The following is a 23,622-nucleotide window of genomic DNA, read 5'->3' as shown; positions in this document are numbered from 1 at the left end:
GTGGATTTTGATGTTTATTTCACCCTTTGCGAGTAAGAACATTATTATTTAATAAAACTATGGTTATTATATGTGCAACAAATGGTGCAAAGGACAAATTAATGTTTAAAGTAATCAAATGGCTAGTATTACTCGTTGTGGTTTTAGGCTTAGCTGGTACAGCGCTTGTGTATGGCGTATTAAGTTTAAGTATGCCCACACTTGATGGTAAAGGCCAAAGTACAGCAATTAATAAGCCGGTTACTATTTCGCGTGATGCACTAGGACAGGCGGTTATAAAGGCCGAAAACTGCAATAGCGCCGCATACGGGTTAGGCTATGCGCATGGGCAAGACCGTTTTTTTCAAATGGACTTATTAAGACGTAACGCCGCAGGTGAGCTTAGTGAGTTATTTGGTAAAGCGGCCCTTGGGCTTGATAAAAAAATGCGTTTTCATCAATTGCGAAAACGCAGCAGCGCTATATTAAACACCTTACCCGAAAGCGATAAACAACTATTAAACAGCTACGCCCAAGGTGTAAACGAAGGGCTGGCACAAGTTGGCTTTGCAAGCTTTGAGTATTTACTTACAGGCGGAGCGCAAAAACCATGGCAAAGTGAAGATAGCCTATTAGTTATATTTAGCATGTACCTTGATTTGCAAAGTGCCACCTTTGAGCGAGATGAAGCGCTCATACATATTGAGCAAGCATACGGACAACACATGGTTGATTTTTTAACACAACCTAGCCAATACCAAGCGGCGCTTGATGGCAGTAAGCTTGCCCCGTTTACAGGCTCCATTCCTCAACTTCCAGAGCAAGCACAGCACACGGTTAAAAATATTCAGGCAAATCAAGAGCGCGGTAGCAATAACTGGGCAGTAACCGGTGCGCATACCCAAACGGGAGCAGCCATGCTCTCTGACGATATGCATTTATCTATGGCGGTGCCGGTTATTTGGTATAGGGCGCAGCTTAATTACACACAAAATGGCGAGCAAGCTCAGGTAACTGGCGTATCGCTACCCGGCGCCCCTGCTATTGTGGTGGGCACAAATAATAAAATTGCTTGGGGCTTTACTAATGGCTACATAGATACCGCTGATTGGATAGCGCTAAATGATGACAGTAAAACATGGCAAGTAAATGAGCCAATAGCGCTGCCAAATGATGAGGTAGAAAACTACCCATTAACGTTAAGCGAATATGGCCCAGTAAAATACATTAATAAAAAACCCTACGCACTTAGCTGGGCTGCACATAAGCCTTATGCCGTTGATATGGAATTAGTAAAACTTGAACAAGCAAATACGGTTGATGATGCATTAGCAATAGCAAGCGATGTGGGTATTCCGGTACAAAATTTAATGGTGGTAGATAGCCAAGGCAGTGCTGCATGGCAACATATTGGCGCTATACCGGCGCGTAAAACACCGAGTGAGCTAAGTGTTAATGCAAACGAATACTCACCCGACTGGCAGCAAAATGAGCATCAGCGCCCTTATATTAAAAACCCGCAAAATGGGCGATTATGGACAGGTAATTCGCGCGTGGTGTCGGCCACTGATAATGCACGCTTTGGCAATGGCGGGTACGCACTAGGCGCACGTTCAAGCCAAATTCGTGATAGATTATTTGAAAAACAAAGCTTTGCTGAGAGCGACTTTCACGCGCTACAGCTTGATAACCAAGCCCGCTTTTTAACGCCATGGCACACATTGCTACTTAATCAGCTTAAAAAAGACAAAGCCAAAAACGCACAGTACATAAGTGCACTTGAAAACTGGCAGCAATGCGCATGTGCAAGCTCGGTAGGTTACACCTTAGTTAAACACTACCGCAGCACATTAATTAATACTGTATTTGCAAGCATGGAGAACAAACTTAATGAGCAAGACGCCACGCTTAGATATGTAAAACGCGATCTAGAACCAGCTATATGGCAGCTTATTAAAGATAGGCCGGGCTCATGGGTAAACCCTGAGTATAAAAATTGGGACGAGCAGTTATTAGGTGCATTTAGCCGAACAGTGACAGCACTTGGGGCTGAGTATGGGGATAACTTACAAAATTGGCAGTGGGGTAAAGTTAATGCGCTTAATATTGAGCACCCGTTTGCTAAACAAATGCCCATACTGGCTAAGCTTTTAAATATGCCTGTAGCGCCAGCTTTTGGCGATAGCTACATGCCCGCCGTACAAGGCAAAAGCTTTGGTGCATCGCAGCGCTTTATTGCCCAACCTGGGCATTTAGAAAACGCCATTATGGCAGTGCCCGGTGGGCAGTCGGGGCATCCGCTATCCGCGTTTTATCGTGCAGGCTTTAGTGACTACATTGAAGGTAAGCACACGCCTTTATTGCCACAAACGCTAATACATCAAATAGTGATAGAGCCAGCACGATGAACTAAATTACAGTTAATCACGTTCTATATAATCATTAATAAATCAACAGAGAACTAAAATGAAAAAAATACTACCCGCATTAATAACAGGCTTATTACTTAGCAGTGCAACACATGCAGATGAAAATCCGGTAACGGCAGAAAAACTAAGCGACAGTGTGTATGTACTGTTTGGCCAAGGCGGTAACATTGCCGCAAGTGTAGGGGAAGATGGCATTTACATTATTGATGACCAATTTGCCAAGCTTTCAAACGACATTAAAAAAACCATTAGCGATTTAAAACCCGGTAGTGCAGAGTTTGTAATTAATACGCATCATCATGGCGACCACACTGGCGGCAACGAAAACTTTGCCAAAGCCGGAGCGCATGTCATTGCGCACGACAACGTACATAAGCGATTAGAAGAAAAACACGGTGCAAACTCAGATTACCTGCCACGCATTAGCTTTGGGCACGATTTAAAGCTGCATTTTAATAACGAACACGCCCATGTAGTGCACTACGCCCATGCACATACCGACGGTGATTCGGTGATATTTTTTAATAACGATAACATAGTGCACATGGGCGATATTTACTTTAACTTTGGCAGCTTGCCGTTTGTAGATGTAGATAGCGGCGGCAGTGTTGATGGAATATTAGCAGCCGTAAATGACGTTATTAAGCAAATAGATGAGCGCACCATAGTGATACCCGGGCATGGGCCGGTAAGTGACCGTTCAGGACTGGAAACGTATGCTAAACTTGTTAAAAAAGCCAAAGATTTAATGCTAAAAGCAATGCAAAATAACGCAAGCTTAGAGCAAGTACTAAAAGCCGATCCATTGGCAGAGCTTGGCCTTGAATACGCAGGCTGGTTGCCAAAAGAGAAAGTGACTACACTTTTTTATCGCAGCTTAAAGTAGTACGCGTAACGTAAAAAACATGATACAAAGCTGAGTGTACTTTAGCGTACATTCGGCTTTTATTTTATTATGCCCAAAGGAGTTGTGTATGTCGGCAGAAAAAACCCACCTAGAAATTTGTAACTTAACAAAAGAGCAGTATCCGCAAATTAAAACCTTGATGGATCAGGCTTATCCTGATTTAGGTGGCGCGTGGCCAAGCCATACTATTTTTAGATTGATAGATCAGTTCCCTGAAGGGCAAATAGGCATAGTAGATGATGGCGTGCTGGTGGGTTTAGCACTAAGCGTGCAAGTAGACTACGCGCGTTTTTCAAATCCTCACACTTACGAAGACATAGCCGATGGGCACGACCGAGTATTTAGTGACTCCGACGGCGATGCGCTATACGGTTTAGATGTAGCAATTAGCGAAACCCACCGAGGCATGCGCTTAGGGCGAAGATTATACGATGCCCGTAAAGAGTTGTGCCGCCAATATAACTTACGCGCTATTTTAGCCGGTGGCCGTATTCCGCGTTATTACAACCACAGCAGTGAAATGACGCCAATGGAATACATTGAAAAGGTTGACCAAAAAGAGCTTTACGACCCAATTTTAAGTTTTCAGCTTTCTAACGACTTTCAGGTAAAACGGTTACTTAAAAAGTACCTGCCGGAGGATCAAGAGTCTGTAGGTTACGCCACCTTGCTTGAGTGGAATAACATAATGTACGAGCCAACCGACACCGTACTCGAATCAACTAAATCGATAGTGCGTATAGGTGCGGTGCAATGGCAAATGCGCTGTGTAGAGTCGGTTGACGAAATGCTAAAGCAGGTAGAATACTTTGTAGATACGGTATCTGACTACAAAAGCGATTTTATATTATTTCCGGAATTTTTTAACGCGCCACTTATGGGTTTAGGCGATCAGAATAATCAAACCGAGGCTATCCGCTATTTAGCCGAATATACCGAAACATTTAAAAACGCGATGTCGCGTATGGCAATAGAATATAACGCCAATATTATTACCGGCTCTATGCCACTTGCCGAAGACGATAAAATTTATAACGTAAGTTACTTATGCCACCGTAGCGGTAAAATAGACGAGCAGCGCAAAATACACATAACCCCGCATGAACAAAATGATTGGGTGATTCAAGGCGGCGACAAAATTGCCGTGTTTGATACCGATGCTGGGCGTGTAGGTATTCAAATTTGTTACGATGTTGAGTTCCCAGAGCTCTCTCGCATACTAGCTAAGCAAGGGCTTGATATACTCTTTGTGCCGTTTTGGACCGATACTAAAAATAGTTATTTACGGGTTCGTCACTGTGCGCAAGCGCGCGCAATCGAAAACGAATGTTATGTGGTTATTGCAGGCTCAGTGGGTAACTTACCTGAGGTAGAAAGCCTAGATGTACAGTACTCGCAATCGGCAGTATTGACCCCGTCTGACTTTTCTTTTCCGCACGATGCAACATTAAATGAAGCCACACCTAATACTGAAATGTTACTATTTAGCGACCTTGATATGGATAAGCTAAAAATTCTTCATAGCGAAGGTACGGTGCGCAATTTAAAAGATCGCCGCGAAGACTTATACGACGTAATTTTGAAAAAGAGAGATGTTTAATGGCATGGGTTTATTTAGTCATTGCCGGCTTGCTTGAAATAGGCTGGCCAATTGGTTTAAAAATTTCACAAAATCCCGACACACGCTGGCAGGGTATAGTAATGGCCATTGCATTTTTAACAGCCAGTGGTTTTATGTTGTGGCTTGCACAAAAGCAAATATCAATGGGGACGTCCTACGCCGTATGGACCGGAATAGGTGCTGCGGGTACGTTTTTAGTGGGTATATTACTTTACGGTGATGCAGCCACGTTTGGCCGTATTGCTGGTGTATTAATGATTATTTGCGGTGTGATAACGCTAAAAATTAGCTCTTAAGAAGAGCGCTTAATACTCGCTTTAAAAGTTATAAGCAGCCTATAGTAGCGCAGGTTTAAAAGCCTGCGCTTTTTTATGTTCTCAATTTGGTAGCATTACTAAAACAGCGGCAATGGCTATAAGTATTAAGCCCGCGGTATCTTGCTTTTTAAGTGGCTGTTTGAGCCAAAGTACAGCAATTAGCATGGTAAAAAATACCTCTACCTGACCAAGCGTTTTAACATACGCTACGTGCTGTAAACTCATCGCGCTAAACCAGCCAATAGAGCCTACACAGCTAAAAGTACTAATTGCGGCAGTGGTGCCTTTATATTGCCAAAGTTTGCCAACAGTGTGTGGCTCTTTTAGTAATAAATAGCCAAGTAATATAAGCGTTTGTAGGCTTATTACAAATAGTAAAACCCATGCAGCTGAGTGTGGAAACAATAACCCTGAATTTAAGCTCGCTTCACGCACCCACAGCGATGTAAGGGCAAAGCTGGTACCACAGGCAAGGCCAAGTAACGCTGTTTTAGCATCAAAGTGTTTTACGCTGGTTATGCCGCTAAGTAAAAGCACCGCAATAGCGCCTAAAAATACACCCAGCCAACCAAGAAGGCTAAGCGCAGAACCAAAAAACAATACCCCTAAAATAGCCGCTACTAACGCCTCACTTTTAGCAAGCCCTGCACCTATGGCGTAATTATTCATTTTAAACAGCTTTACCATTAAGCCGGTGGCGAGTATTTGCATAACACTTACGCCAATAACAAACCCCCAAAAGGCATTATTAAAGGTAGGCATGGCTGTGTCTTTATATTGATACAAGCCATACAAATACACTGCAGCAATAGGGCCGGCTAAAATAAAGCGCGAGAGGGTTACGCCAGCTACACTTGCATGTGCGCTTAATTTACTTTGCAGGGCATTTCGCCATGCTTGCATAAAGGCGGCTAAAAAAGTGAAAAAGATCCAGGTCATGGGGGTCGTCGGTAAAAAAAATAAGGTCTATAAGTTAACAATCTTTAGTTATTAATGCGATGCATTAAGGGTGATAGTGAATATTCATCATCTGCGACACTATGCCGCACTGCTTTATAGGTAAACTTAGCTATAGTAAGTATGATGTTATTGTTTAGCCGCCTGCGTATGTCATAAAACGTGTTGGCGGCTTTTTTGTGTATGTGTGTTATATGTATTGGTTAAATAACTAGGTTTTAAAATAAGAGAATAAATTATGACAACATTAGTAGTATGCGCATTACTTGCTATATTAATGCCTTATTTTGCAAAAATACCAGTGGCCATTGCAATGGCAAAGTTTGGCCAATACGATAATAAACACCCGCGTTCTCAACAAGCAAAATTAACGGGCTTTGGTGAGCGTGCGCTCGCTGCTCATCAAAATTGTTTTGAATCACTTGCAGTGTTTGCCGTTGCTATTGCGGTGGTACTGGGAACTAACTCGGTAAATGCAGTAACCGAAACCTTGGCGGTTACCCATATAGTTTCGCGTACTTTGTATTGCATTTTTTATTGGTTGAACTTAGATATTATACGTTCGCTTGTATGGTTTATTGGCTTAGGCACTGCCATTGCCATGATTGTAGTGAGTATTTAATTTTATTGTTAAAACCACAAAGCAAGCGGCCTAAAAGGGCGCTTGCTTTGTGCTCTTGCATCACTCATTAGCCTTAATGCGATACTTTAATTCGCTCTATTAAATCGGTATTAGCAACCTCGCTGTTTATGGCAAAATCGAGCTGTACAAGTACATCATTAAAGCCTACCTCAGAGATTTTATACTCCCACTTTGCCAGCGCTTCTTTAGCTGATTTATCAAAAACGTCTGACGGCTTAGATTGAATGACACTAATGTTTTTTGTTCTGCCATTGGCGGCTATATCGTACTTTAATACAACCGAGCCGCTAATGCCTTGCTTAGCGGCTTGGGCTGGGTAGACAGGTTCGATACGTATTGTTGGTGAAATATGATCCTCTTTCGTTATTTCAGTTTGGGGCTGTTTTGCTATGGCTAAACCGCTAAGCATGCTTGTTGCTATTAGCAGTAAGCCACCTTTGGCAAGGCGAGAGTGATTGCCACTGTGCTTTATATTGGTAAGTCGTTGTAACATGGTTTTTTTATCTCCGTAGTGTGAATAAGCCATTAGGCCTGCGGGCGTTGCTGCCGCGCAGTTAACTAAGGCTTTGCTGTATAAAATGTGTTGGTGTGTGGTTTTATTGGCAAGTACCCGCTGATCACAAGTTAGCTCCTGCAAGCGTCTAAAGCTTGCGTAAGCCATCCAAGCGAGCGGGTTAAACCACATTAAAATAGTAGTCAGTAACAGCAGGGCATTTATTAGGTTATCTTTGCGTTTTATGTGCACAGCCTCATGCTCTAAAATAAGTGCCAAAGTGGCTTTATCAAACTGAGTTTTGTAATTACTAGGCAGTATGAGCTTACTTTGTAAAATACCCACCACCATTGGCGATGCAATATGATTACTGGTATAGGTTTTAATGTGTGAGGTTAGAGTGTGTTCGCTATTAATTAAATAATTGAGCTGCAGGTTTTTTATAAAGCGAATATGCACAACAAACGCTACGTTAAACAGCACTAGGCTAACCACTACATAAAGCACGGCCCAATTTAGGCCTAAGTTATTAATAAGGGGCTGGTTAGGCGTTATTAAATAATGGCTAATGGCGCTGTTTTGTAGTGGCTTTATGTTACTTGGTAAGTTTGTAACCAGTAACGATACGGGGATTAGGCATACTAATTTATACACAAAGCCTGGGCCAAGCAGCCTTAAACTAAAACGCTCACATATAATAAACCCGCCAAGCATTATGCTGAGTAATAATTGCTGCTCTAGTAACCAGTTAAACAGGGTTTGAATATCCATAGCCTCTCCTTACTTTTGGTTTTTTTCCCAGTCATCAATGACCTTTTTTAGCTCGTTTATATCTTGCTGCGAAAGCTGCTCTGATTTAGCAAACCCGCTTACCAGCGGCGCTATACGGCCACTAAAAAAACGCTCAATAAAGTTTTTGCTTTCTTTTAATGTGTAGTCGGCGCGCTCCATACAAGGGGTATAAATATATTGGCGGCCGTCTTTTTCAAAGGTCAGTGCGCCTTTTTTAACTAATCGACCCAGTAGGGTTTTAATGGTTTTTTCGTGCCATTGTTTGTCATCGCTTAAGCGCTCAATAATTTGGCTGGCGGTTGCTGGGTAATTAATCCAAAGCGCATCAAGCACGTCGAATTCTGCTTTTGATAACTCAATCATTTCATTGCCTACAAATGTAATCTTTAATTTAAGACTACACCTGTAATCTATTTTTGCAAGGTTATTTTTTAACTTTTTATGATGTAATTAAGCGACTTGGTATTAGGTTTTTGAAATATCTGTTTTATTAATTTGTATATAGTGGTTTTCAGGTAGGTTTAGGTTTGAGAGGGCGAGTTCGCTAAATTGCACTCTAAATAAATCAATTACTTTAAAGCCGCAGTAATGCGTCATTTTACGTATTTGTCTGTTAAGCCCTTGCTTTAAAATAATACTAAACTGGTTGTCAGCTATTTTTGTTACTTCACACGGTAAGGTTACTTGTTTATCGACGGGGATTCCTGCGGCCATTTTTTCGCAAAACGCGTTATTAATAGGTTTATCTACCGTGACTAAATAACGTTTGGGCTGGTGGAAGTCAGGGTGAATAAGTTGATTACAAAAATCTCCGTCGTTGGTCAAAATAAGTAAGCCCCGAGAGTCTTTATCTAATCGGCCAATGGGGTAAACCCGAGTGAGGGTAGGCAAATGGTGAATAAGGCTGGCAGAGTCACTTTCATTTAATTTGCAGTCAATGCCTACAGGCTTGTGATACGCAAAATAAACTAAATCGGCAGCCCCTTTTACTGCTTGGCCATTAACTATTACGTCGTCTTGCTCATTAACGTGATCAATATGATTAGCAGGGCGATTATTTACCGTTACTCTCCCATCATCTATTAAGCGTGATGCTTGTTTTCGTGAGCACACACCAGCGTGAGCAATGTATTTAGCGAGTCGAATTTTATTGCTCATAAGCTTAAAAGGCAGTGATGTAATAATTTGATCGCGATTATAGCAAAGGTGCGTATCTATAAAGTTACTTTTTATTAAAAGGCGATTGTTATGGGTATGAAATTTTCTGAGTTAAAAAAGCACGAACCATTACAAAAAGTGGTCGCGCACTCCCTTGAAATGGCGCTCTATCAAGTGTCTGTCATTATAAATAACGTAGAGTATTACGTTACTGAAGAAAATGGCGAGTTTGTAAAAGCGCTCAGCCCGCTGCATATTCAAAAACGTTTTGAAAAAATAGCCTACGCCGAAATGGTACTGCGACATACTAGCGCTTACGATGAAATGTGCGGCCAACCCGAAAAAATAAGCAGCAATTTGCTAGAAGTACCTTATGGAAAAAATAACCTTTTTTAATTAAGTTTGTTTGCTAGTATCTGCTTCTTTAAGGGCGGTACATGTATCAATTAAAAGCAGATAATACCGATGCGTTAAACTTAGCGCTTCGCACTAAAATAGTTGAATTTAACGCACAGCACTTTGATGCGCAAAGAGTGCCATTAGGCTATAAATTTGTTGATGAGCAAGGTGAGCTTGTTGCAGGTATTAGTGGGTGTGTGTTTGGAAATTGGCTGATGATTAGTTGGCTTTGGTGTAGCGATGTAGCGCGAGGTCAAGGGCTTGCAGATAAGTTACTAACGGCACTTGAACAATCAGCTGCTGAACTAGGTGCAACGACCGCTCAGCTTGATACACTCGATTTTCAGGCCAAGCCTTTTTATGAAAAGCGCGGATACGTGGTTAAGTATCAGCTTAACAACTATCCGCGCTCTGGTACGCGTTACTTTATGGAAAAAACGCTTTAATTTAGTAGCTTAGTGTTATTTCTCTTTTAGTGGCTCACCATCAAAGCTCAGGCCTAAAAATGGAGTCGCTTCTGGCGCTAACATAAACGTGCGAATGTTCATGTGATCATCGCTTTTAGGGTTTTGTAGTACGTCTTCGCGGTAAAACTTACCAAAGCAATCCAATGTATTTTGCTTGCTTAAATCGTTTAATTTAGCAAATGCAAAAATTTTACATGAGCCGTTGTTCTCGCTTGCAGAGCTAAGTAAGCCGTGGTTATTAAATCCACACGCGGTAAAATCGTAATTAGCTTCTATTACCGCCATGGTATCGCTAAATTGTATGCTTTTAGGGTTGTCTGCAAGTTGCTGTAAAAAATCGTTTAATAACATGTTTGTCCTTTTCTAACAGAAGATTCAAAGAGAAAAATTAATAGTCGTTGCTTGTAAGCTCTGCACTTAAAAGCTTTCCGTCATAAATATAAAAATAACCATCCCAGTGTTGAGAAGTAAATTCTGCTGAGTCAAAGAACTCGTCGTAATCGCCTAACTTAGCAAGGCTTGCAACAGGGTCGTTGTATTTTACACCTGATAAGTTCCACTGTGTACTTTGGTTAATATAGCCAGCTAATGCGGCGAGCTTAATTTTAGCGGTTGAAAAGGGCTCCACAAGCTTTAATTTAGAAATGTAGCCGTTGCCTTCATATATAAACTCATAACAAGGAGTAATGATTATATTGTCATGATCTTCATTAACCACTTTAAGCGTTTTACTATTTTTGTGTTTTTTTAAGTATTCATCGGCCAATATTGTGCCGTTATAGCATTGAGTGTTGCTCTTTATATGTTCAACTAATTCACCGTGCGTTATACCAACAACTCTTTGCTCTGACTTGTTAATGGATACTTTATAAGATGCGGTTTCCACTTCATCAAAACTGTTTTTTAATTTATTAATTGCTGGTTGGGTTAAATCTGTATCTAAGAAAATAGCCTGATCTGTACCGGTGCTTATTTGTAATTTTTCATTTGCCAAAGAAAGCTCATTATTTATCACCATAGGTAGTAGCGTTTCATGGAACTGATAACCTATAAATACATTGTTTTTAAAGTGAAAAGCATGATTTCTTCCATATACAAGTATTGCGTTATTGTTATCGCTTAGCGATAAACTAGCAAGTCCGAGAGACGCTAATACCTGCTCATAGCTACTGCCAAATTGGAGTCCAAAAAAGTTAGTGGGGGTGATGAGGGGGTTGTTAAATTGAGTAAACTTAGGGGAACTGTTTATGTCTAAAGTGACATCAATTGCATTCCCCTCAATGGTATTTGAGAGGTTGTGCTTGTGCATTCCAGAAATAAATAGCTCGCTAGTCATAGCGACTTGTTGATTGCAGTTTTTTGAGGGGATGAGCTTAATAAGGTAATGTAATTTTTTTTGGGCTCTGCTTATTGTAGGAGTTTCAGCAGAGTGGCTGCTATTTGTAGTAAAGCGTTCCTCTACATATAGTTGCTCATGCTGTTGATTGTACTGTTCGCTATACTTATTCAGCGCTTTTTGTCTAAGGTTTTGTCTTTTTCTTTGATGGTTATCTAAATCTCTCAGTGTAGCGCTAAGGCTTATTTCTATTTCGGGTGAAATAGCCTCACAACTTTTGTCTTTTACAAAATAATTTGTTGCCTGAGCAGTACATTGCCAAAAACAAAGTAGTGTAAATAGTAGAGTACGCATAAACTTCCTTTTATTATTTTTTGTTTATTTAGCACTCAACTCTAACTCATCTGTTTGTTGATTTATATTAAATTTAAATCTAGATAAAAAGTTCATTCCTAACAAACCTTGGCCGCGGGTGTTTTCAATACTGAGCACTTCAAAACCGTAAATAGTTTGCATCCCTACTTTAAACGACTCAATTTGGTAGCGTTTTACTCTAATTTGCCCATTCGCCGTGTTTACGGTTACATCGCCTAAATACAGTGGTCTGGGTGAAAGTTGGTTAAGCACTTCACTCGAAAGAGAAGTAATACTTGCGCCGGTATCTATCATTAGCTCTGTTTGGATTGAGCTATTTAGCTCGGTGCTAATTAAGTAATGTGCGCCGTAGGGGGTAAGCGCAATAAAGTCATCTTGCGATTGAGCTTTCTCTATCATTGCGTGTAAGGCAGTTACTTCGGCTTGTAGTGGGTGATTTGATGGCATGCGCTCAATAGTTGTTAAGGCGCTAATAAAGTCCTCTAGTTGATAATAAGCATGAGCGAGTGCGTATAAAAAATGGCTATTGTCGTTTTGATAGTCCAGCCAAATTTGAGTTTGTTCAATAATTGTTTGCCAATTTTGCTGCTCACTCAAACTATGCAGTTCGTTAGTCGTTAAATGCACAAGGCGCCTATCTACAGGGCCTTGCTGGTGCTTATTTAACAATGGGTAGAGCTCAAATAGCGCAATAATTGCGTTTTGCCGTTGCCCGCTTTTTACTAGGTAATCTACGTGTAAAGTGAGTAACTCGGTATTGTAAGGGTCTTTATTTAAAAGTGCATTTAACAATGACTGGCTAAGCGGTAGGTTTGTGTTTAGCCATTGCTTTAGTTGTGCTATCCACGAAGCGTATAAAGTATGTGCTTTTTTTGGAGCGCTTAGCTTTAGTTGCTGATATGTATTTAGAGCATCATCAAATTTGTGTTGTGTAAATTGCTGTTGAGCTTGGCTGAGCAGGTTACTTTTTGGCGCTTTGATGCTCTTGCCGCTGTGGATTTTTTGTGTGCCAACTTCAGGCTGTTTTTGTGGCCACAATAAGTAAGCGTTTAGGCTAAGCGAGCCTATTAATAGCAAGGTAATTAGCTTGGTATAATGGCTCATTGCAACCTCTTCGTTCTATTTAGGCTATTTGATAAAGTGCGCTAAGGCATGAATATTCGCAATTTCAACATCGGCAAGGCCTTTGTAGTGATAAGCCGCGCCTTGGTCGTTTAACCAAACCGATTGGCAGCCTGCATTATTAGCGCCTTGTACGTCGGTATCTAGGCTATCGCCAATGTGTAAAATTTCACTTTTAGCCACGTTTAAGTGCGCGGCGGCTTTATCAAACAGTGTACCGTGGGGTTTGGCTTTACCGTGCATACCAGCTTGCAATACTAGCGCAAATTTATCGCGTAAGTTAAAGCGCTCAATTTCAACATTGCCATTGGTTATTGCAACCAGCGTAAAGTGCTGGGCTAAGTTATCTAGCAGCTTTAGTACGTCGTCGGTTACCACTATTTTACTGCGCGCATCGGCAAAGGCGTTATAGGCAGCATCAGCATGATGCTCTACTTCTTGATCGCTTAAATCTAGCTTTGAAAGGGCTAGGCGTAGCGTATGTTGGCGCCATTTAGTTACATTATCAGCAAGCTCTGGTAACTGTATTACGGCCTCGTTGCGACATTGTTGCCAGTATTTTGGGCCTTTTTGTAAGTAGCTGGGTAGCGCGTTTAAATAATCTTGCTGGGCTTTAACCGCGGCTTTTATTATAGGGTGGTTGTTATACAGGGTGTCGTCTAAATCAAAGCTCATAACTGAAAAAGGGCGAGGAGCACGATTAAATCGGATCATAATTACATTCCTAATCGGTTTGTTTTTTAGCGCGCGGATGAGTGTTGTCGTACACTTTTGCTAAATGCTGAAAATCTAAATGCGTATATACTTGCGTAGCCGATAAACTACTGTGCCCTAATAATTCTTGCACAGCGCGTAAATCGCCAGATGATTCTAAAATATGAGAGGCAAACGAGTGGCGAAGTTTATGCGGGTGCACTTGTGAGCTAATGCCTTGTTTTATTCCCCACTCTTGCATGCGTAAGCGAACTTGGCGAACCGAAATACGATTTTTTTTACTGCTTAAAAACACCGCCATTTCGTCAGGCTTTGCAAATTGCCCCCGTATGTTGAGCCAATTTTTTAACGCTGTGAGCGCTTTGCGACCCACGGGAATGAGGCGCTCTTTGTTACCTTTACCTTTGACTAATATTTCGCCGCTTGCAGCGTTTATATCCCGTAAGTTGGTGCCAACTAACTCGCTAATGCGCAGCCCAGATGAATACATAAGCTCCATCATAGCTTTGTCTCGTATGGCTAATGGGTCGTCATCGTTAATCTCTAATAGGCTTGCCATCTGATCTACATCGAGATTTTTAGGTAAAGGCTTAGAAAATTTAGGCCCTTTAATGCCTTGTGCTGGGTTATGATAATGCGCGTGCTGAGCAATGTTTTTGGCTTTTAAAAATTTATACAAACTACGAATGCAGCTTAATTTTAAACTAATGGTGCGCCCACTTAATTGCTTTGAACGAAGCGCCATGCTGTAGCGGCGAATATGCTCGCCTTGTACGCCAAACCAGTCATCACATAATTTACTAAAATACAGGGCGGCAAAGTTTAGTTGGCTAACATACTGATTTACAGTGTGCTCTGAGTACTGTCTTTCGTACTTTAAATAGTCACTAAATAAATGAATGGGTGTACGCCAATGCTCACTTAATTGCTCAGTGTTAGGCGTCTCGTCGCTCATGCCAATTCCAACAGCCTAAGTTGCAATGCATGAACAAAATCAAGCACGAATAGGTTATCTTGTGCGGGTTCAAAATGGTTTTCATCATGGCTGCCAAAGGCCAATATAGCGACGGGTTTTTCAGCGCAACCAATAAGATAAATAGCAGAAGACTGCGTGTTTTCACAAAATAATAGCTCACGCTCTTGCTGATTAACGCGTCCTAAGTAGTGCCCAAATTGGCTAAGGCGGTGCTCAATAAGCCCATCTAAAGTGTTGTTGTATTTAACCAACCTACACTCGCTAATGTGTGGGCTGGTACAAATAATATTGCGCAAATTTGCGGCAAGCGTATTAAAGTCATAGTTTGTCCACAGTTGGCGGTGGCATTGGCTAAACAAGCGATACACTAGCTCATTTTGCGTAGCGTGTTCGCTCATACTGTGTATTTGATTTTTTAACTGAGTATTGTGCTCGCGCAATTGGCGCTGTTGTATGTGCACAAGCGAGGTGGCGCCTTGCGTTTTGTGATGTAACTCAAGTTGTGCAAGCAGCTCTGGCTGCTCTATTAAAAAATCAGGGTGGCGCGCTAAATACTCAGCGACTTGCTCTTTTGTTAGCTCGCTCATAAGGCAACTTGCCCATCAAATACATGCTCGGCTGGGCCGGTCATGCGGACAGGGTGACCTTCGCCGCTCCAACGTACTTGTAAAGTGCCGCCGGGTAAATCAACTTGTACCGTGGTGTTAAGTTTGCTTTGAATGTGGCCAATTACCATTGCTGCGCAGGCACCCGTGCCACACGCTAGGGTTTCACTAACGCCGCGCTCCCATACCCTAAGTTTAATATGATCTTGCGATACCACCTGCATAAAGCCAATATTGGCACGATTTGGAAAACGTTCGTGGTTTTCAAGCAGCGGACCAAGCACCTCAACTTGTGCGGTAGCTATATCGTCAACTTCTAACACGCAATGCGGATTACCCATAGACACAGCGCCACTAAATACAGTGTGCTCTTGGGCTCTTATTATATAAGTTAGTTCTCGCTTGCTGGCTTTAAGCGGGATTTTAGCAGGCTCAAAATTAGGATGGCCCATGTTTACCGTCACTTGGCCGTCTTTTTCTATGTATAGCGTGAGGTTGCCCGACTTAGTCGAGACACTAATTTTGTGCTTGTTAGTTAAGCCTTTCATGCGCACAAAGCGGGCAAAACAGCGTGCGCCATTTCCGCATTGTTCTACTTCATTGCCATCGGCATTAAATATACGGTAATGGAAGTCGAGATCAGGGGAGTAAGGGGCTTCAACCATAAGTAATTGGTCAAAGCCAATACCAAAGTGGCGATCAGCCAGTTTTTTGATTTGATCGCGAGACAAAAATACATTTTGTGTAATGTTATCAATTACAACAAAGTCGTTGCCTAAGCCGTGCATTTTGGAAAAATTAACTAACATAGCGCTCTAATTCGGGTTTGCTCTGCGCTAATCATGCCACAGAGCAGCGCCTTAACAAAAACGTTTATGGTAAAATTTTCTCACCTTGATAAAGGCTCTCGATGGTTTCGCGTTGGCGAATAAGGTGGTGTTGCTCACCATCTACCATTATTTCGGCCACGCGTGGGCGAGAGTTGTAGTTTGAACTCATTGTAAAACCATAGGCACCAGCACTTCGCTGCGCCAATAAGTCGCCTTGCTTAAGCGCTAGCTCGCGGTCTTTTCCTAAAAAGTCGCCGGTTTCGCACACTGGGCCCACAATATCAAAGTTATGTGTTGGGGTGTCGTCATCGCGCACCGATACAGGAATGATTTTTTGCCATGCCTGATAAAGCGAAGGGCGAAGCATGTCGTTCATACCCGCATCGACAATGGCAAAAAATTTATCTTGGTTTTGCTTAATAAACTCAACCTGCGTTACTAAAATTCCAGCATTAGCGGCTATAGCGCGCCCTGGCTCAAAAATAAGTTCAAGGTGTTTGTAATTGGCTAAGCGCTCGGTAACTTGCGCAGCATATTCACTTGGGTGGGGTGGCTGTTCATCATTATAAGGAACGCCTAACCCGCCGCCAATATCTAAATGAGTAAGCTCAATACCATTTGCTTTAAGCTCATCTATTAATGCCATTAGCTTATCAAGCGCTTCTAAAAAAGGTTTAACCTCAGTTAATTGCGAGCCTATGTGGCAATCTACACCTGTTACTTTTAGACCTGGTAAAGACGCCGCATGCTGATAAACGCTCACAGCCGTTTGAATATCGATACCAAATTTGTTTTCTTTTAAACCGGTAGAAATATACGGGTGAGTTTTGGCATCTATATCAGGGTTTACACGAATAGAAATAGGGGCTTCTAAATTTAACTCGCACGCTACCTCAGAAATACGCTCAAGCTCTGAGGCCGACTCAACGTTAAAACATTTAATACCTAACTTTAGTGCATAAGCAATTTCGTCGGCGGTTTTAGCTACACCTGAAAACACTACTTTACTGGCATCACCGCCAGCTTTTATTACACGCGCCAGCTCACCTTTAGAGACTATGTCAAACCCTGAGCCTAAACGCGCTAATATATTTAATACTGCAATATTAGAATTGGCTTTAACTGCGTAGCACACCAAACTTTTATGATTTTTAGTGGCATTTGCAAAGGCTAAATAATGGCGCTCAAAAGTAGCACGCGAGTACACATAACACGGCGTACCATAGTGCTGAGCAATTGTGGCAATGCTGACATCTTCGGCAAATAATTGATTGTTTTGATAGTTAAAATAATCCATTTATTGCTCCTGCACTTGCTCGGTGTTGGTTTTTTTTACGGGCGTTGGCTGTGCCGTATTAGGGGGTGTGTTTTGCTCAGCCTGTTGCTCTGGTAAATACAAAGGCCCGCTTTGGCCGCAGCCAGCTAATGCACTTAGCAGTAAAGTACTTATATATAGTCGTTTTAATTGTAAGGTATGTGTCGCTTTCATTAGATTAATACGGTTGCTGGCTTTATAATCGCAGAGTAACAGAATATCTAAAAAATGCAGCTATTCGCGGATGATTTTATTCCTGTTACACTAGCTGTATATAAACCGTACCCAATATTAGGCAGCTCGCCTGCAAAGGAAAATTACAATGACTGAACACGAATATCACCAATTAGCCGAAGCTCTTATGTTCACAATTGAAGAGCAAGTTGATGATTGCGAAGCAGATTTAGACTACGAATCGGCAGAGGGTATTTTAGAAATAATTTTCCCTGATAAAAGTAAAATTGTAATTAACAAACAAGCGCCTTTGCATCAAGTGTGGGTTGCGACTAAATTTAATGGCCACCATTTTGAAATGCGTGACGGCCAGTGGATTGATAACCGCTCGGGCGCAGAGTTTTGGGAGTTTATGAACCAAGCGTCTACTCGCCAAGCTGGCCAAGAAATTAAGTGGCAATCAAGCTTATGAGTTTAGAGTTTGCACAATACCCTGCACAAGGTGAGCACAAAGCCACTGTTATTTGGTTACATGGTTTAGGCGACTCCGGCGATGGCTTTGCTCCGGTTGCTCCGCAACTTAACTTACCTAGTGAGCTTGGTATACGATTTATTTTTCCGCATGCGCCTATTCAACCGGTCACCATAAATGGTGGCATGGAAATGCGCTCGTGGTACGACATTAAATCTATAGAATTAGATAAACGTGCCGATGAACAAGGCGTGAGAGATTCAGCCGAGAAAGTGCAAGCCCTGATCAATCAAGAAATTGAAAATGGTATACCTGCCAATAAAATTATTTTGGCGGGCTTTTCGCAAGGGGGCGTGGTGTCTTTACATTTAGCGCCGCGATTTGAGCACAAACTTGCAGGTGTTATGGCGCTGTCTACTTATATGTGCGTGCCTGAAAAGCTAGCGCAAGAAGCAAAGCATACTGATTTAAATGTATTTATGGCTCATGGTAGCCAAGATAATGTAGTGCCGCATAGCGCGGGTAGAAGTGCGTTTGAAGTATTAACAGCACATAACATGGATGTAAGCTGGCAAGAATACCCTATGGCTCATCAGGTTTGCGCAGAAGAACTGCAAGCTATTCGCCAATGGTTAATTGCCCGTTTAAGCTAATTTGGAGCCGCTGAGGTCAATATGAGTCAAAAAATAGTTATTAAAGCAAATGTAAAACGCGAACCACAAAATAGTGTACCTAATGTAAGCTACGAGTGGCATTGGCGTCGTATTGCGAGTGTTTCTATGTTGGTAGCAATGACCTCGGCAGCGGTTGTGTATGGCTTAACTAGCTCGGTAAATGCCGAGCAGGGCGAGCAACCTAATGAGCAATCGCCGTATTCACCTTTAAGCGACAACACAGCAGATAATGTTGAGCCCAAGGTGAGTGTAAATGACGAGCAAACGCGCCCAAATGAGCTTACAAATGATATAGCAGATGTTGCGCCAGCGGTGCTTGAGGATGAAAGCGTTAATAATACTTCGTTAGCGCAAAGCAATAATGAGCAAACGAATATAGAGCCTATTGCTAACGTTCAAAGCAATCAAGTTTCTGTTATTAAGCAATCAGATACCGAACTCGCTGAGCCTATCGCTAATCAGCCGCTTACTAGCACGCAGTTAAGCGCATCACCCAATGAACAGCTTCCAGATATTGAAAACGACGACGGCTCGCTAACTAGCAGTGAAGGCTTTTCATCTAATGCGCACATTGCCAGTGTTGCGTTAGGCGCACAAATTGATACAGGTAAAATTAGCCGTGCAGTGCTTACTCGCAAAGTAAGTAAGCGCGAGCCCACTAATGTATTTGCTGCAGATATTCGCTTAAATCAGTTTGAAGAGGCACTTTCGTTTTTTAGTGAGCTTAAAAACCTACAAGGCCAACAAGTAAAGCATGTATGGTCTTATGAGGGTGAAACCATGGCTGAGATTTCGCTTAATGTTACCTCGCCGCGCTACAGAACGTACTCAACCAAAAATATTATGAATACACAAACAGGCCATTGGCGTGTAGATGTTGTTGATGAGCAAGGTAATTTAATTGCTCAAAAAGAATTTAGAATTTTAGCTAATTAAGCTTGGCTATTAGCTGTAACTATTTGGATACCCCTATGACAGAAAAAACAAAGTTAGTACGCATTGCAACCCGTAAAAGTGCTTTAGCGCTTTGGCAGGCTGAATTTGTAAAAGCACAGCTTGAGCATTTTCATGCTGATGTGCGCGTAGAATTAGTCCCTATGTCTACTCAAGGGGATATTATTTTAGATACACCGCTTGCTAAAATTGGTGGTAAAGGCTTGTTTGTTAAAGAACTTGAGCAAGCAATGTTAGATGGCCGCGCGGATATTGCTGTGCATTCAATGAAAGATGTACCCGTAGAATTTCCAGAAGGCTTAGCACTGCACACAATTTGTGAGCGTGAAGACCCGCGCGACGCGTTTGTATCAAATAATTTTGCCAATTTAAGCGAATTACCAAAAGGCGCTATAGTCGGTACTTCTAGCCTTCGTCGTCAGTGCCAAATTAGAGCTTTGCGCCCTGATTTAGTCATTAAAGACTTACGTGGTAATGTTAATACCCGTTTAGCTAAGCTAGATGATGGCCAGTACGATGCGATTATTTTAGCCGCAGCCGGACTACTACGTTTAAAAATGGACGAGCGCATTGCTGATTATATTGAGCCTGAAGTATCTCTACCTGCTAACGGACAAGGTGCTGTCGGCATTGAATGTCGTATTGACGATGAAGTAACAAAAGCCTTACTGGCCCCGCTTGAGCATACCCAAACACGTATTCGTGTAAATGCAGAGCGTGCTATGAATCGTCATTTAGAAGGTGGCTGCCAAGTACCAATTGGTGCCTACGCATTAGTTGATGGCGAGCAAGTGCATTTACGTGGCCTAGTGGGCGCAGTAGATGGTAGTGAAATTTTACATGACGAAGTAACCGGTCATATAAATGATGCCGAAGCTATCGGTGTGCAGCTAGCTAAAAAGTTATTAGCGCAAGGCGCCGACAAAATATTAGCAGAAGTATATAGAGACGCATAAATGACACATATCCTGATAACTCGGCCCGAAGGAAAAGGCGCAGCCCTTGCTCAGCAACTTGAGCAAGCGGGTTATCAGGCGTCATTATTTCCTGTTTTAAAAATATCCTACCTTACGCCTTCTACTACCGAGCTAAGCCCGCTAATTAATGCCGATAAAATTATTTTTATCTCTCAAGATGCCGTTACTGCCCTTGCGCAATTAAAGCCAACAATAAATACCAAAGCGCAATTTTACGCAGTAGGTCAGCAAACTGCAGATACTATTTATGCGTTATTTGGCGTGCGCGCAGCAGTGCCTAAACTGCATGATTCTGAAGGGTTATTGGCGCTAAACTCGTTAGCTGAGGTTGATGGTAGCAATATTGCATTAGTAAAAGGCCAAGCGGGGCGCCCTGATATTGCCAAAACCTTAAAGGCGCGTGGGGCATTTTTAAATAACTGTGTGGTATACAAGCGCGAGCCAATAAGCGCTGAAAAAACCAACTGGACAGACCACTGGCAAAGCCTGAAAGTACAAGGTATAGTCATAACCAGTAATGCAGCAGTTGATGCAATATTTAATAACCTGACTGAACAACAGTTACAGTGGTTACAACAGTGCCGATTTTATGTTGCTAGCGAGCGTATAGCCGCTTATTTACAACAGCAACAGGTAAGCTCGGCTAATATACACATTGCCGCAGGGGCAAGCGATACCGCTATGTTTTCCTGCATAAAACAGCAAGGTAGCAAGATGAGCGAACAGTCAAAGCCAGTAACGGCAGATAACACACCAACCACTAAGGCAGCGGCTTCTGCACAAAAAAAAGAGGCAGCTAAAGCACACAGTAAACCACATAACGATAAGCAAAAAATAAGTAAATTAGCGGTATTAGCGCTGATCATTTCGCTTATTGTTGCCTGTGGTGTGGGGTATGAGTTTTACCAAAAACTCAATGCAGGTAAAGCCCAAAATGTAGCTGTTAATGAACTAAAAGAAGAAAACGCGTTATTGTCACAAGAGTTACAGGCGCTCAAGTCTGCGCAATCTAATCTTCAGCAAGCATTGTTCAATAGTGAGCAAAAAGTGGCTGCTGCGCTTAATGAAAGTGCAGAGAACAACCAGCAACAATTAAAAGCAGCATTGCAACAAGCTCAGCAGCAAGGCGCTTCACTAAACCCGCAAGAAGTAACCAGCTTACAACGTATGGCTGAGTTTAAACTGTGGGCTGAAAAAGATTACCAAGGTGCCAGCGCTGTACTTAAACGCTTAGATGCCTTATTGAGTGAACACCCAGGTACTGTTGCAGTTCGCCAAGCAATAACACAAGACATTCAAACACTAGATAGCTTAAAACCTATCCCAACAGAAGCCATTTACTTAAAACTTAATAGCGTGTTATCAAACATAGATAACCTTGCATTTAATGCCGTTAACATACCGCAAGAAGCAACAGAAATTGAAAAAAATGCCTTGAGTGAAGATGTAAGCGATTGGCAGCAAAACCTAAGTAATAGCTGGAATAAGCTAGTTGATAGCTTTATTACTATTCGTCAGCACGAAGGAGTTGCTATAGAGCCACTGCTAACTGATCAGGAGCGCCACTTAATTAATCAACGTATTAAATTAAATGTGACGCAAGCTCAAGATGCATTAATGAGCAAACAAGCGAGCATTTATTTTAGTGCCATAAGTGAGGCTAAGCGTCTTGTTAATGAGTATTTTAAACAAGGTGACGAGGCGACAAAAGTGGTTATAAACGCACTAACTAGCCTAGAAAAAGAGCCATTAAACTTTAACCCTGAAGTAAACCTACAAAGTACGCAGCAGGTTAAGGAGTGGGCGCAATGATAGGGCTTATAGTATTAATTGTTGCGATTGTTTTAGTTTTAGCGATTACGCCATTTGTACTGGATGAAAAAGGCTATGTGCTGATCTCGTTTAACAACACCACGATTGAAGGCACGATTGTATCGTTTTGTATTATGGCGGTAATTAGTGCAACTATTTTGTTTTTAACTTACAAATTAGTGCGCTATTTATTGTCGATTTATCATAATACTAAACATGGTTTTTTTGCGCGTAGCGAAGAGCGAAAGCAAGCAGCTATAGAGCAAGCCTTATGGAGTGCGATAAACGATGATTACGAGCTTGTAGAGCAAACGTTATCAGGCAATAGTGTACCCAGTAAGTTTGAAGATATACGCTTAGCGCTATTAGCAAAAGCAGCGCTTGCTAATAACCAAACTGACAAAGCTCTAGAGCGTTTATTTGAAATTAGCCCAGAGCAGCAACTTAACGTTGCTAAACTTTGGATAGCCAGTGGCGATAGCAGTGCAATAGAATCGCAAATGCGTGCTAACAGCGATTCAAAAAAAGCGACACCACTTGAGCTTAAGCTATACGCCGAAATACTTGTACAGCAACAGCACTTTAGTGCGCTTGAAGACTTTTTACCGCGTTTACTTCGTAAAAAAGTCCTTAACGATGCGCAGTGGACGCAGCTGTTTAATGCCTATTTTAATGCACAAGCTAGCGATAAAATCACTGAAAAATATAAACAACTTCCTAAAAAGCTACAAGCTCATGCTAATACAGCTTACTTAATGCAAATGGCTAAAGTGGGCCAATTAAGTGCGATTGAAAGTGACTTAATTAAAATGGTGAAGCACGACGAGCAACATGCTCAGCTGGCCAATATATTAAGTAACGCCACCTCGGCAGAGGCTGTAAAGCTTCAAAGTAGTATTCAAGAGCGCCTGAAAAAAGATGATGCAAACAACGCATTATTACTCTCGCTTGCGTGTTTAGCTAATGCCCAAGGCGATTATGAGTTAGCCGCAAAGGTTTTTGATAAAGCCTTGAATATCGAAAACAAAAAGCAATTTGCTCAGCAAGCAGCGCTTAGCTATAAAAATACCGCACAAGCCGATAAAGCACTCGTTTTGTATCAATAAAGGCTACACTTATACTTT

General features: G+C 41.9%; 26 protein-coding genes. 13 read left to right on the top strand and 13 right to left on the bottom strand.

The features are described 5' to 3' along the window. The first annotated feature begins 101 nt into the window (after positions 1–101). The 4 genes from MTF68_RS18105 to MTF68_RS18090 all read left to right on the top strand — a co-directional run bounded on the left by MTF68_RS18105 (position 102) and on the right by MTF68_RS18090 (position 5,232). A complete protein-coding gene (locus tag MTF68_RS18105; protein ID WP_248463244.1) occupies positions 102–2,387 on the top strand; it encodes a penicillin acylase family protein in 2,286 nt (761 codons plus the stop codon). A 58-nt stretch (positions 2,388–2,445) separates the two neighbouring features. After that, positions 2,446–3,294, top strand: a complete 849-nt coding sequence (locus MTF68_RS18100) for an MBL fold metallo-hydrolase (RefSeq protein ID WP_248463242.1) — start codon at positions 2,446–2,448, stop codon at positions 3,292–3,294. An 88-nt stretch (positions 3,295–3,382) separates the two neighbouring features. Next, a complete protein-coding gene (locus MTF68_RS18095) occupies positions 3,383–4,915 on the top strand; it encodes a bifunctional GNAT family N-acetyltransferase/carbon-nitrogen hydrolase family protein (RefSeq protein WP_029773759.1) in 1,533 nt (510 codons plus the stop codon). Next, positions 4,915–5,232: a multidrug efflux SMR transporter gene (locus MTF68_RS18090; RefSeq protein WP_004588993.1), complete on the top strand. Its 318-nt coding sequence runs from the start codon at positions 4,915–4,917 to the stop codon at positions 5,230–5,232. The genes MTF68_RS18095 and MTF68_RS18090 overlap by 1 nt, the downstream gene beginning before the upstream one ends. 81 nt (positions 5,233–5,313) lie before the next feature. Here the strand turns inward: MTF68_RS18090 and MTF68_RS18085 are convergent, their stop codons facing one another. Continuing rightward, a complete protein-coding gene (locus MTF68_RS18085) occupies positions 5,314–6,192 on the bottom strand; it encodes a DMT family transporter (RefSeq protein ID WP_248463240.1) in 879 nt (292 codons plus the stop codon). Between the two features lie 256 nt (positions 6,193–6,448). Here MTF68_RS18085 and MTF68_RS18080 point away from each other — a divergent pair, with 256 nt between their 5' ends. Further along, positions 6,449–6,832: an MAPEG family protein gene (locus MTF68_RS18080; protein WP_248463238.1), complete on the top strand. Its 384-nt coding sequence runs from the start codon at positions 6,449–6,451 to the stop codon at positions 6,830–6,832. A 73-nt stretch (positions 6,833–6,905) separates the two neighbouring features. On the opposite strand, the gene MTF68_RS18075 is transcribed toward MTF68_RS18080, so the two are convergent. The 3 genes from MTF68_RS18075 to MTF68_RS18065 form a co-directional block, all read right to left on the bottom strand. Then, positions 6,906–8,117: a M56 family metallopeptidase gene (locus MTF68_RS18075; protein WP_248463237.1), complete on the bottom strand. Its 1,212-nt coding sequence runs from the start codon at positions 8,115–8,117 to the stop codon at positions 6,906–6,908. 9 nt (positions 8,118–8,126) lie between these two features. Further along, on the bottom strand, positions 8,127–8,501 hold the full coding sequence (locus tag MTF68_RS18070; protein ID WP_004588989.1) for a BlaI/MecI/CopY family transcriptional regulator: 375 nt from the start codon (positions 8,499–8,501) through the stop codon (positions 8,127–8,129). A gap of 102 nt (positions 8,502–8,603) precedes the next feature. Then, on the bottom strand, positions 8,604–9,296 hold the full coding sequence (locus tag MTF68_RS18065; protein WP_248463236.1) for a pseudouridine synthase: 693 nt from the start codon (positions 9,294–9,296) through the stop codon (positions 8,604–8,606). A 90-nt stretch (positions 9,297–9,386) separates the two neighbouring features. Between MTF68_RS18065 and MTF68_RS18060 the strand changes: the two genes are divergently transcribed. Further along, on the top strand, positions 9,387–9,692 hold the full coding sequence (locus tag MTF68_RS18060) for a DUF6482 family protein (protein WP_248463235.1): 306 nt from the start codon (positions 9,387–9,389) through the stop codon (positions 9,690–9,692). A gap of 41 nt (positions 9,693–9,733) precedes the next feature. Beyond that, positions 9,734–10,141 (top strand): GNAT family N-acetyltransferase, encoded by a 408-nt coding sequence (locus MTF68_RS18055; protein WP_248463234.1) that lies wholly within the window; start codon positions 9,734–9,736, stop codon positions 10,139–10,141. Between the two features lie 15 nt (positions 10,142–10,156). Here the strand turns inward: MTF68_RS18055 and MTF68_RS18050 are convergent, their stop codons facing one another. The 9 genes from MTF68_RS18050 to MTF68_RS18010 all read right to left on the bottom strand — a co-directional run bounded on the left by MTF68_RS18050 (position 10,157) and on the right by MTF68_RS18010 (position 17,609). Beyond that, positions 10,157–10,513: a HopJ type III effector protein gene (locus MTF68_RS18050; RefSeq protein ID WP_248463233.1), complete on the bottom strand. Its 357-nt coding sequence runs from the start codon at positions 10,511–10,513 to the stop codon at positions 10,157–10,159. A gap of 37 nt (positions 10,514–10,550) precedes the next feature. Next, entirely contained in the window at positions 10,551–11,852 is a 1,302-nt protein-coding gene (locus MTF68_RS18045) for a hypothetical protein (protein WP_248463231.1), read from the bottom strand. 24 nt (positions 11,853–11,876) lie between these two features. Then, positions 11,877–12,977 carry a retropepsin-like aspartic protease gene (locus MTF68_RS18040; RefSeq protein ID WP_248463230.1) on the bottom strand — a complete coding sequence of 367 codons (1,101 nt, stop codon included), beginning with the start codon at positions 12,975–12,977 and terminating at the stop codon, positions 11,877–11,879. A 24-nt stretch (positions 12,978–13,001) separates the two neighbouring features. Next, positions 13,002–13,709, bottom strand: a complete 708-nt coding sequence (locus MTF68_RS18035; protein ID WP_096738896.1) for an HAD-IA family hydrolase — start codon at positions 13,707–13,709, stop codon at positions 13,002–13,004. Between the two features lie 10 nt (positions 13,710–13,719). Further along, complete coding sequence (locus MTF68_RS18030) at positions 13,720–14,664, bottom strand: tyrosine recombinase XerC (protein WP_004588982.1); 945 nt, start codon at positions 14,662–14,664, stop codon at positions 13,720–13,722. Continuing rightward, the gene (locus MTF68_RS18025; RefSeq protein ID WP_024032071.1) at positions 14,661–15,272 is read right to left on the bottom strand and encodes a DUF484 family protein; all 612 of its coding nucleotides are present in this window, start codon (positions 15,270–15,272) and stop codon (positions 14,661–14,663) included. The genes MTF68_RS18030 and MTF68_RS18025 overlap by 4 nt, the downstream gene beginning before the upstream one ends. Further along, complete coding sequence (dapF, locus tag MTF68_RS18020; protein ID WP_004588980.1) at positions 15,269–16,099, bottom strand: diaminopimelate epimerase; 831 nt, start codon at positions 16,097–16,099, stop codon at positions 15,269–15,271. Before dapF ends, MTF68_RS18025 begins: the two co-directional genes overlap by 4 nt. A gap of 64 nt (positions 16,100–16,163) precedes the next feature. Beyond that, positions 16,164–17,417 (bottom strand): diaminopimelate decarboxylase, encoded by a 1,254-nt coding sequence (lysA, locus tag MTF68_RS18015; protein ID WP_029773748.1) that lies wholly within the window; start codon positions 17,415–17,417, stop codon positions 16,164–16,166. Then, positions 17,418–17,609 (bottom strand): lipoprotein, encoded by a 192-nt coding sequence (locus MTF68_RS18010; RefSeq protein WP_004588978.1) that lies wholly within the window; start codon positions 17,607–17,609, stop codon positions 17,418–17,420. It abuts the gene before it with no gap. Positions 17,610–17,757: 148 nt separating this feature from the next. Between MTF68_RS18010 and cyaY the strand changes: the two genes are divergently transcribed. Genes cyaY through MTF68_RS17980 form a run of 6 tightly spaced genes read left to right on the top strand, consistent with a single transcriptional unit; the run spans position 17,758 to position 23,604 of the window. Then, positions 17,758–18,081, top strand: a complete 324-nt coding sequence (gene cyaY / locus MTF68_RS18005) for an iron donor protein CyaY (RefSeq protein WP_004588977.1) — start codon at positions 17,758–17,760, stop codon at positions 18,079–18,081. After that, the gene (locus MTF68_RS18000; RefSeq protein WP_004588976.1) at positions 18,078–18,734 is read left to right on the top strand and encodes an alpha/beta fold hydrolase; all 657 of its coding nucleotides are present in this window, start codon (positions 18,078–18,080) and stop codon (positions 18,732–18,734) included. The genes cyaY and MTF68_RS18000 overlap by 4 nt, the downstream gene beginning before the upstream one ends. Positions 18,735–18,755: 21 nt before the next feature. Beyond that, the gene (locus MTF68_RS17995; RefSeq protein WP_248463228.1) at positions 18,756–19,691 is read left to right on the top strand and encodes a DUF2914 domain-containing protein; all 936 of its coding nucleotides are present in this window, start codon (positions 18,756–18,758) and stop codon (positions 19,689–19,691) included. A 35-nt stretch (positions 19,692–19,726) separates the two neighbouring features. Then, positions 19,727–20,665, top strand: coding sequence for a hydroxymethylbilane synthase (gene hemC / locus MTF68_RS17990; protein WP_248463227.1), 939 nt, complete (start codon positions 19,727–19,729; stop codon positions 20,663–20,665). Continuing rightward, positions 20,666–22,498 carry a uroporphyrinogen-III synthase gene (locus MTF68_RS17985; RefSeq protein ID WP_248463226.1) on the top strand — a complete coding sequence of 611 codons (1,833 nt, stop codon included), beginning with the start codon at positions 20,666–20,668 and terminating at the stop codon, positions 22,496–22,498. Continuing rightward, positions 22,495–23,604 (top strand): heme biosynthesis HemY N-terminal domain-containing protein, encoded by a 1,110-nt coding sequence (locus MTF68_RS17980; protein WP_024032065.1) that lies wholly within the window; start codon positions 22,495–22,497, stop codon positions 23,602–23,604. Before MTF68_RS17985 ends, MTF68_RS17980 begins: the two co-directional genes overlap by 4 nt. The last annotated feature ends 18 nt before the right edge of the window (positions 23,605–23,622 follow it).

The sequence above is a fragment of the Pseudoalteromonas sp. 2CM37A genome (assembly GCF_023161885.1).
In the GTDB taxonomy this organism is placed as follows: domain Bacteria; phylum Pseudomonadota; class Gammaproteobacteria; order Enterobacterales; family Alteromonadaceae; genus Pseudoalteromonas; species Pseudoalteromonas atlantica.
Note: the sequence above shows the minus strand (reverse complement) of the source record. Positions and strands in the feature narration are given on the sequence as shown.

What these genes read in the sequence shown, in the direction of transcription:
- MTF68_RS18090 (WP_004588993.1), top strand. Translation starts at nt 4,915, where the DNA reads ATGGCATGGGTTTATTTAGTCATTGCCGGCTTGCTTGAAATAGGCTGG.
- MTF68_RS18070 (WP_004588989.1), bottom strand. Translation starts at nt 8,501, where the DNA reads ATGATTGAGTTATCAAAAGCAGAATTCGACGTGCTTGATGCGCTTTGG.
- MTF68_RS18000 (WP_004588976.1), top strand. Translation starts at nt 18,078, where the DNA reads ATGAGTTTAGAGTTTGCACAATACCCTGCACAAGGTGAGCACAAAGCC.
- MTF68_RS18045 (WP_248463231.1), bottom strand. Translation starts at nt 11,852, where the DNA reads ATGCGTACTCTACTATTTACACTACTTTGTTTTTGGCAATGTACTGCT.
- MTF68_RS17980 (WP_024032065.1), top strand. Translation starts at nt 22,495, where the DNA reads ATGATAGGGCTTATAGTATTAATTGTTGCGATTGTTTTAGTTTTAGCG.
- MTF68_RS18105 (WP_248463244.1), top strand. Translation starts at nt 102, where the DNA reads ATGTTTAAAGTAATCAAATGGCTAGTATTACTCGTTGTGGTTTTAGGC.
- MTF68_RS18080 (WP_248463238.1), top strand. Translation starts at nt 6,449, where the DNA reads ATGACAACATTAGTAGTATGCGCATTACTTGCTATATTAATGCCTTAT.
- MTF68_RS18065 (WP_248463236.1), bottom strand. Translation starts at nt 9,296, where the DNA reads ATGAGCAATAAAATTCGACTCGCTAAATACATTGCTCACGCTGGTGTG.
- MTF68_RS18025 (WP_024032071.1), bottom strand. Translation starts at nt 15,272, where the DNA reads ATGAGCGAGCTAACAAAAGAGCAAGTCGCTGAGTATTTAGCGCGCCAC.
- MTF68_RS18055 (WP_248463234.1), top strand. Translation starts at nt 9,734, where the DNA reads ATGTATCAATTAAAAGCAGATAATACCGATGCGTTAAACTTAGCGCTT.
- MTF68_RS18085 (WP_248463240.1), bottom strand. Translation starts at nt 6,192, where the DNA reads ATGACCTGGATCTTTTTCACTTTTTTAGCCGCCTTTATGCAAGCATGG.
- MTF68_RS18035 (WP_096738896.1), bottom strand. Translation starts at nt 13,709, where the DNA reads ATGATCCGATTTAATCGTGCTCCTCGCCCTTTTTCAGTTATGAGCTTT.
- MTF68_RS18050 (WP_248463233.1), bottom strand. Translation starts at nt 10,513, where the DNA reads ATGTTATTAAACGATTTTTTACAGCAACTTGCAGACAACCCTAAAAGC.
- hemC (WP_248463227.1), top strand. Translation starts at nt 19,727, where the DNA reads ATGACAGAAAAAACAAAGTTAGTACGCATTGCAACCCGTAAAAGTGCT.
- MTF68_RS17985 (WP_248463226.1), top strand. Translation starts at nt 20,666, where the DNA reads ATGACACATATCCTGATAACTCGGCCCGAAGGAAAAGGCGCAGCCCTT.
- cyaY (WP_004588977.1), top strand. Translation starts at nt 17,758, where the DNA reads ATGACTGAACACGAATATCACCAATTAGCCGAAGCTCTTATGTTCACA.
- MTF68_RS17995 (WP_248463228.1), top strand. Translation starts at nt 18,756, where the DNA reads ATGAGTCAAAAAATAGTTATTAAAGCAAATGTAAAACGCGAACCACAA.
- MTF68_RS18030 (WP_004588982.1), bottom strand. Translation starts at nt 14,664, where the DNA reads ATGAGCGACGAGACGCCTAACACTGAGCAATTAAGTGAGCATTGGCGT.
- MTF68_RS18060 (WP_248463235.1), top strand. Translation starts at nt 9,387, where the DNA reads ATGGGTATGAAATTTTCTGAGTTAAAAAAGCACGAACCATTACAAAAA.
- MTF68_RS18040 (WP_248463230.1), bottom strand. Translation starts at nt 12,977, where the DNA reads ATGAGCCATTATACCAAGCTAATTACCTTGCTATTAATAGGCTCGCTT.
- MTF68_RS18075 (WP_248463237.1), bottom strand. Translation starts at nt 8,117, where the DNA reads ATGGATATTCAAACCCTGTTTAACTGGTTACTAGAGCAGCAATTATTA.
- MTF68_RS18095 (WP_029773759.1), top strand. Translation starts at nt 3,383, where the DNA reads ATGTCGGCAGAAAAAACCCACCTAGAAATTTGTAACTTAACAAAAGAG.
- dapF (WP_004588980.1), bottom strand. Translation starts at nt 16,099, where the DNA reads ATGTTAGTTAATTTTTCCAAAATGCACGGCTTAGGCAACGACTTTGTT.
- MTF68_RS18100 (WP_248463242.1), top strand. Translation starts at nt 2,446, where the DNA reads ATGAAAAAAATACTACCCGCATTAATAACAGGCTTATTACTTAGCAGT.
- MTF68_RS18010 (WP_004588978.1), bottom strand. Translation starts at nt 17,609, where the DNA reads ATGAAAGCGACACATACCTTACAATTAAAACGACTATATATAAGTACT.
- lysA (WP_029773748.1), bottom strand. Translation starts at nt 17,417, where the DNA reads ATGGATTATTTTAACTATCAAAACAATCAATTATTTGCCGAAGATGTC.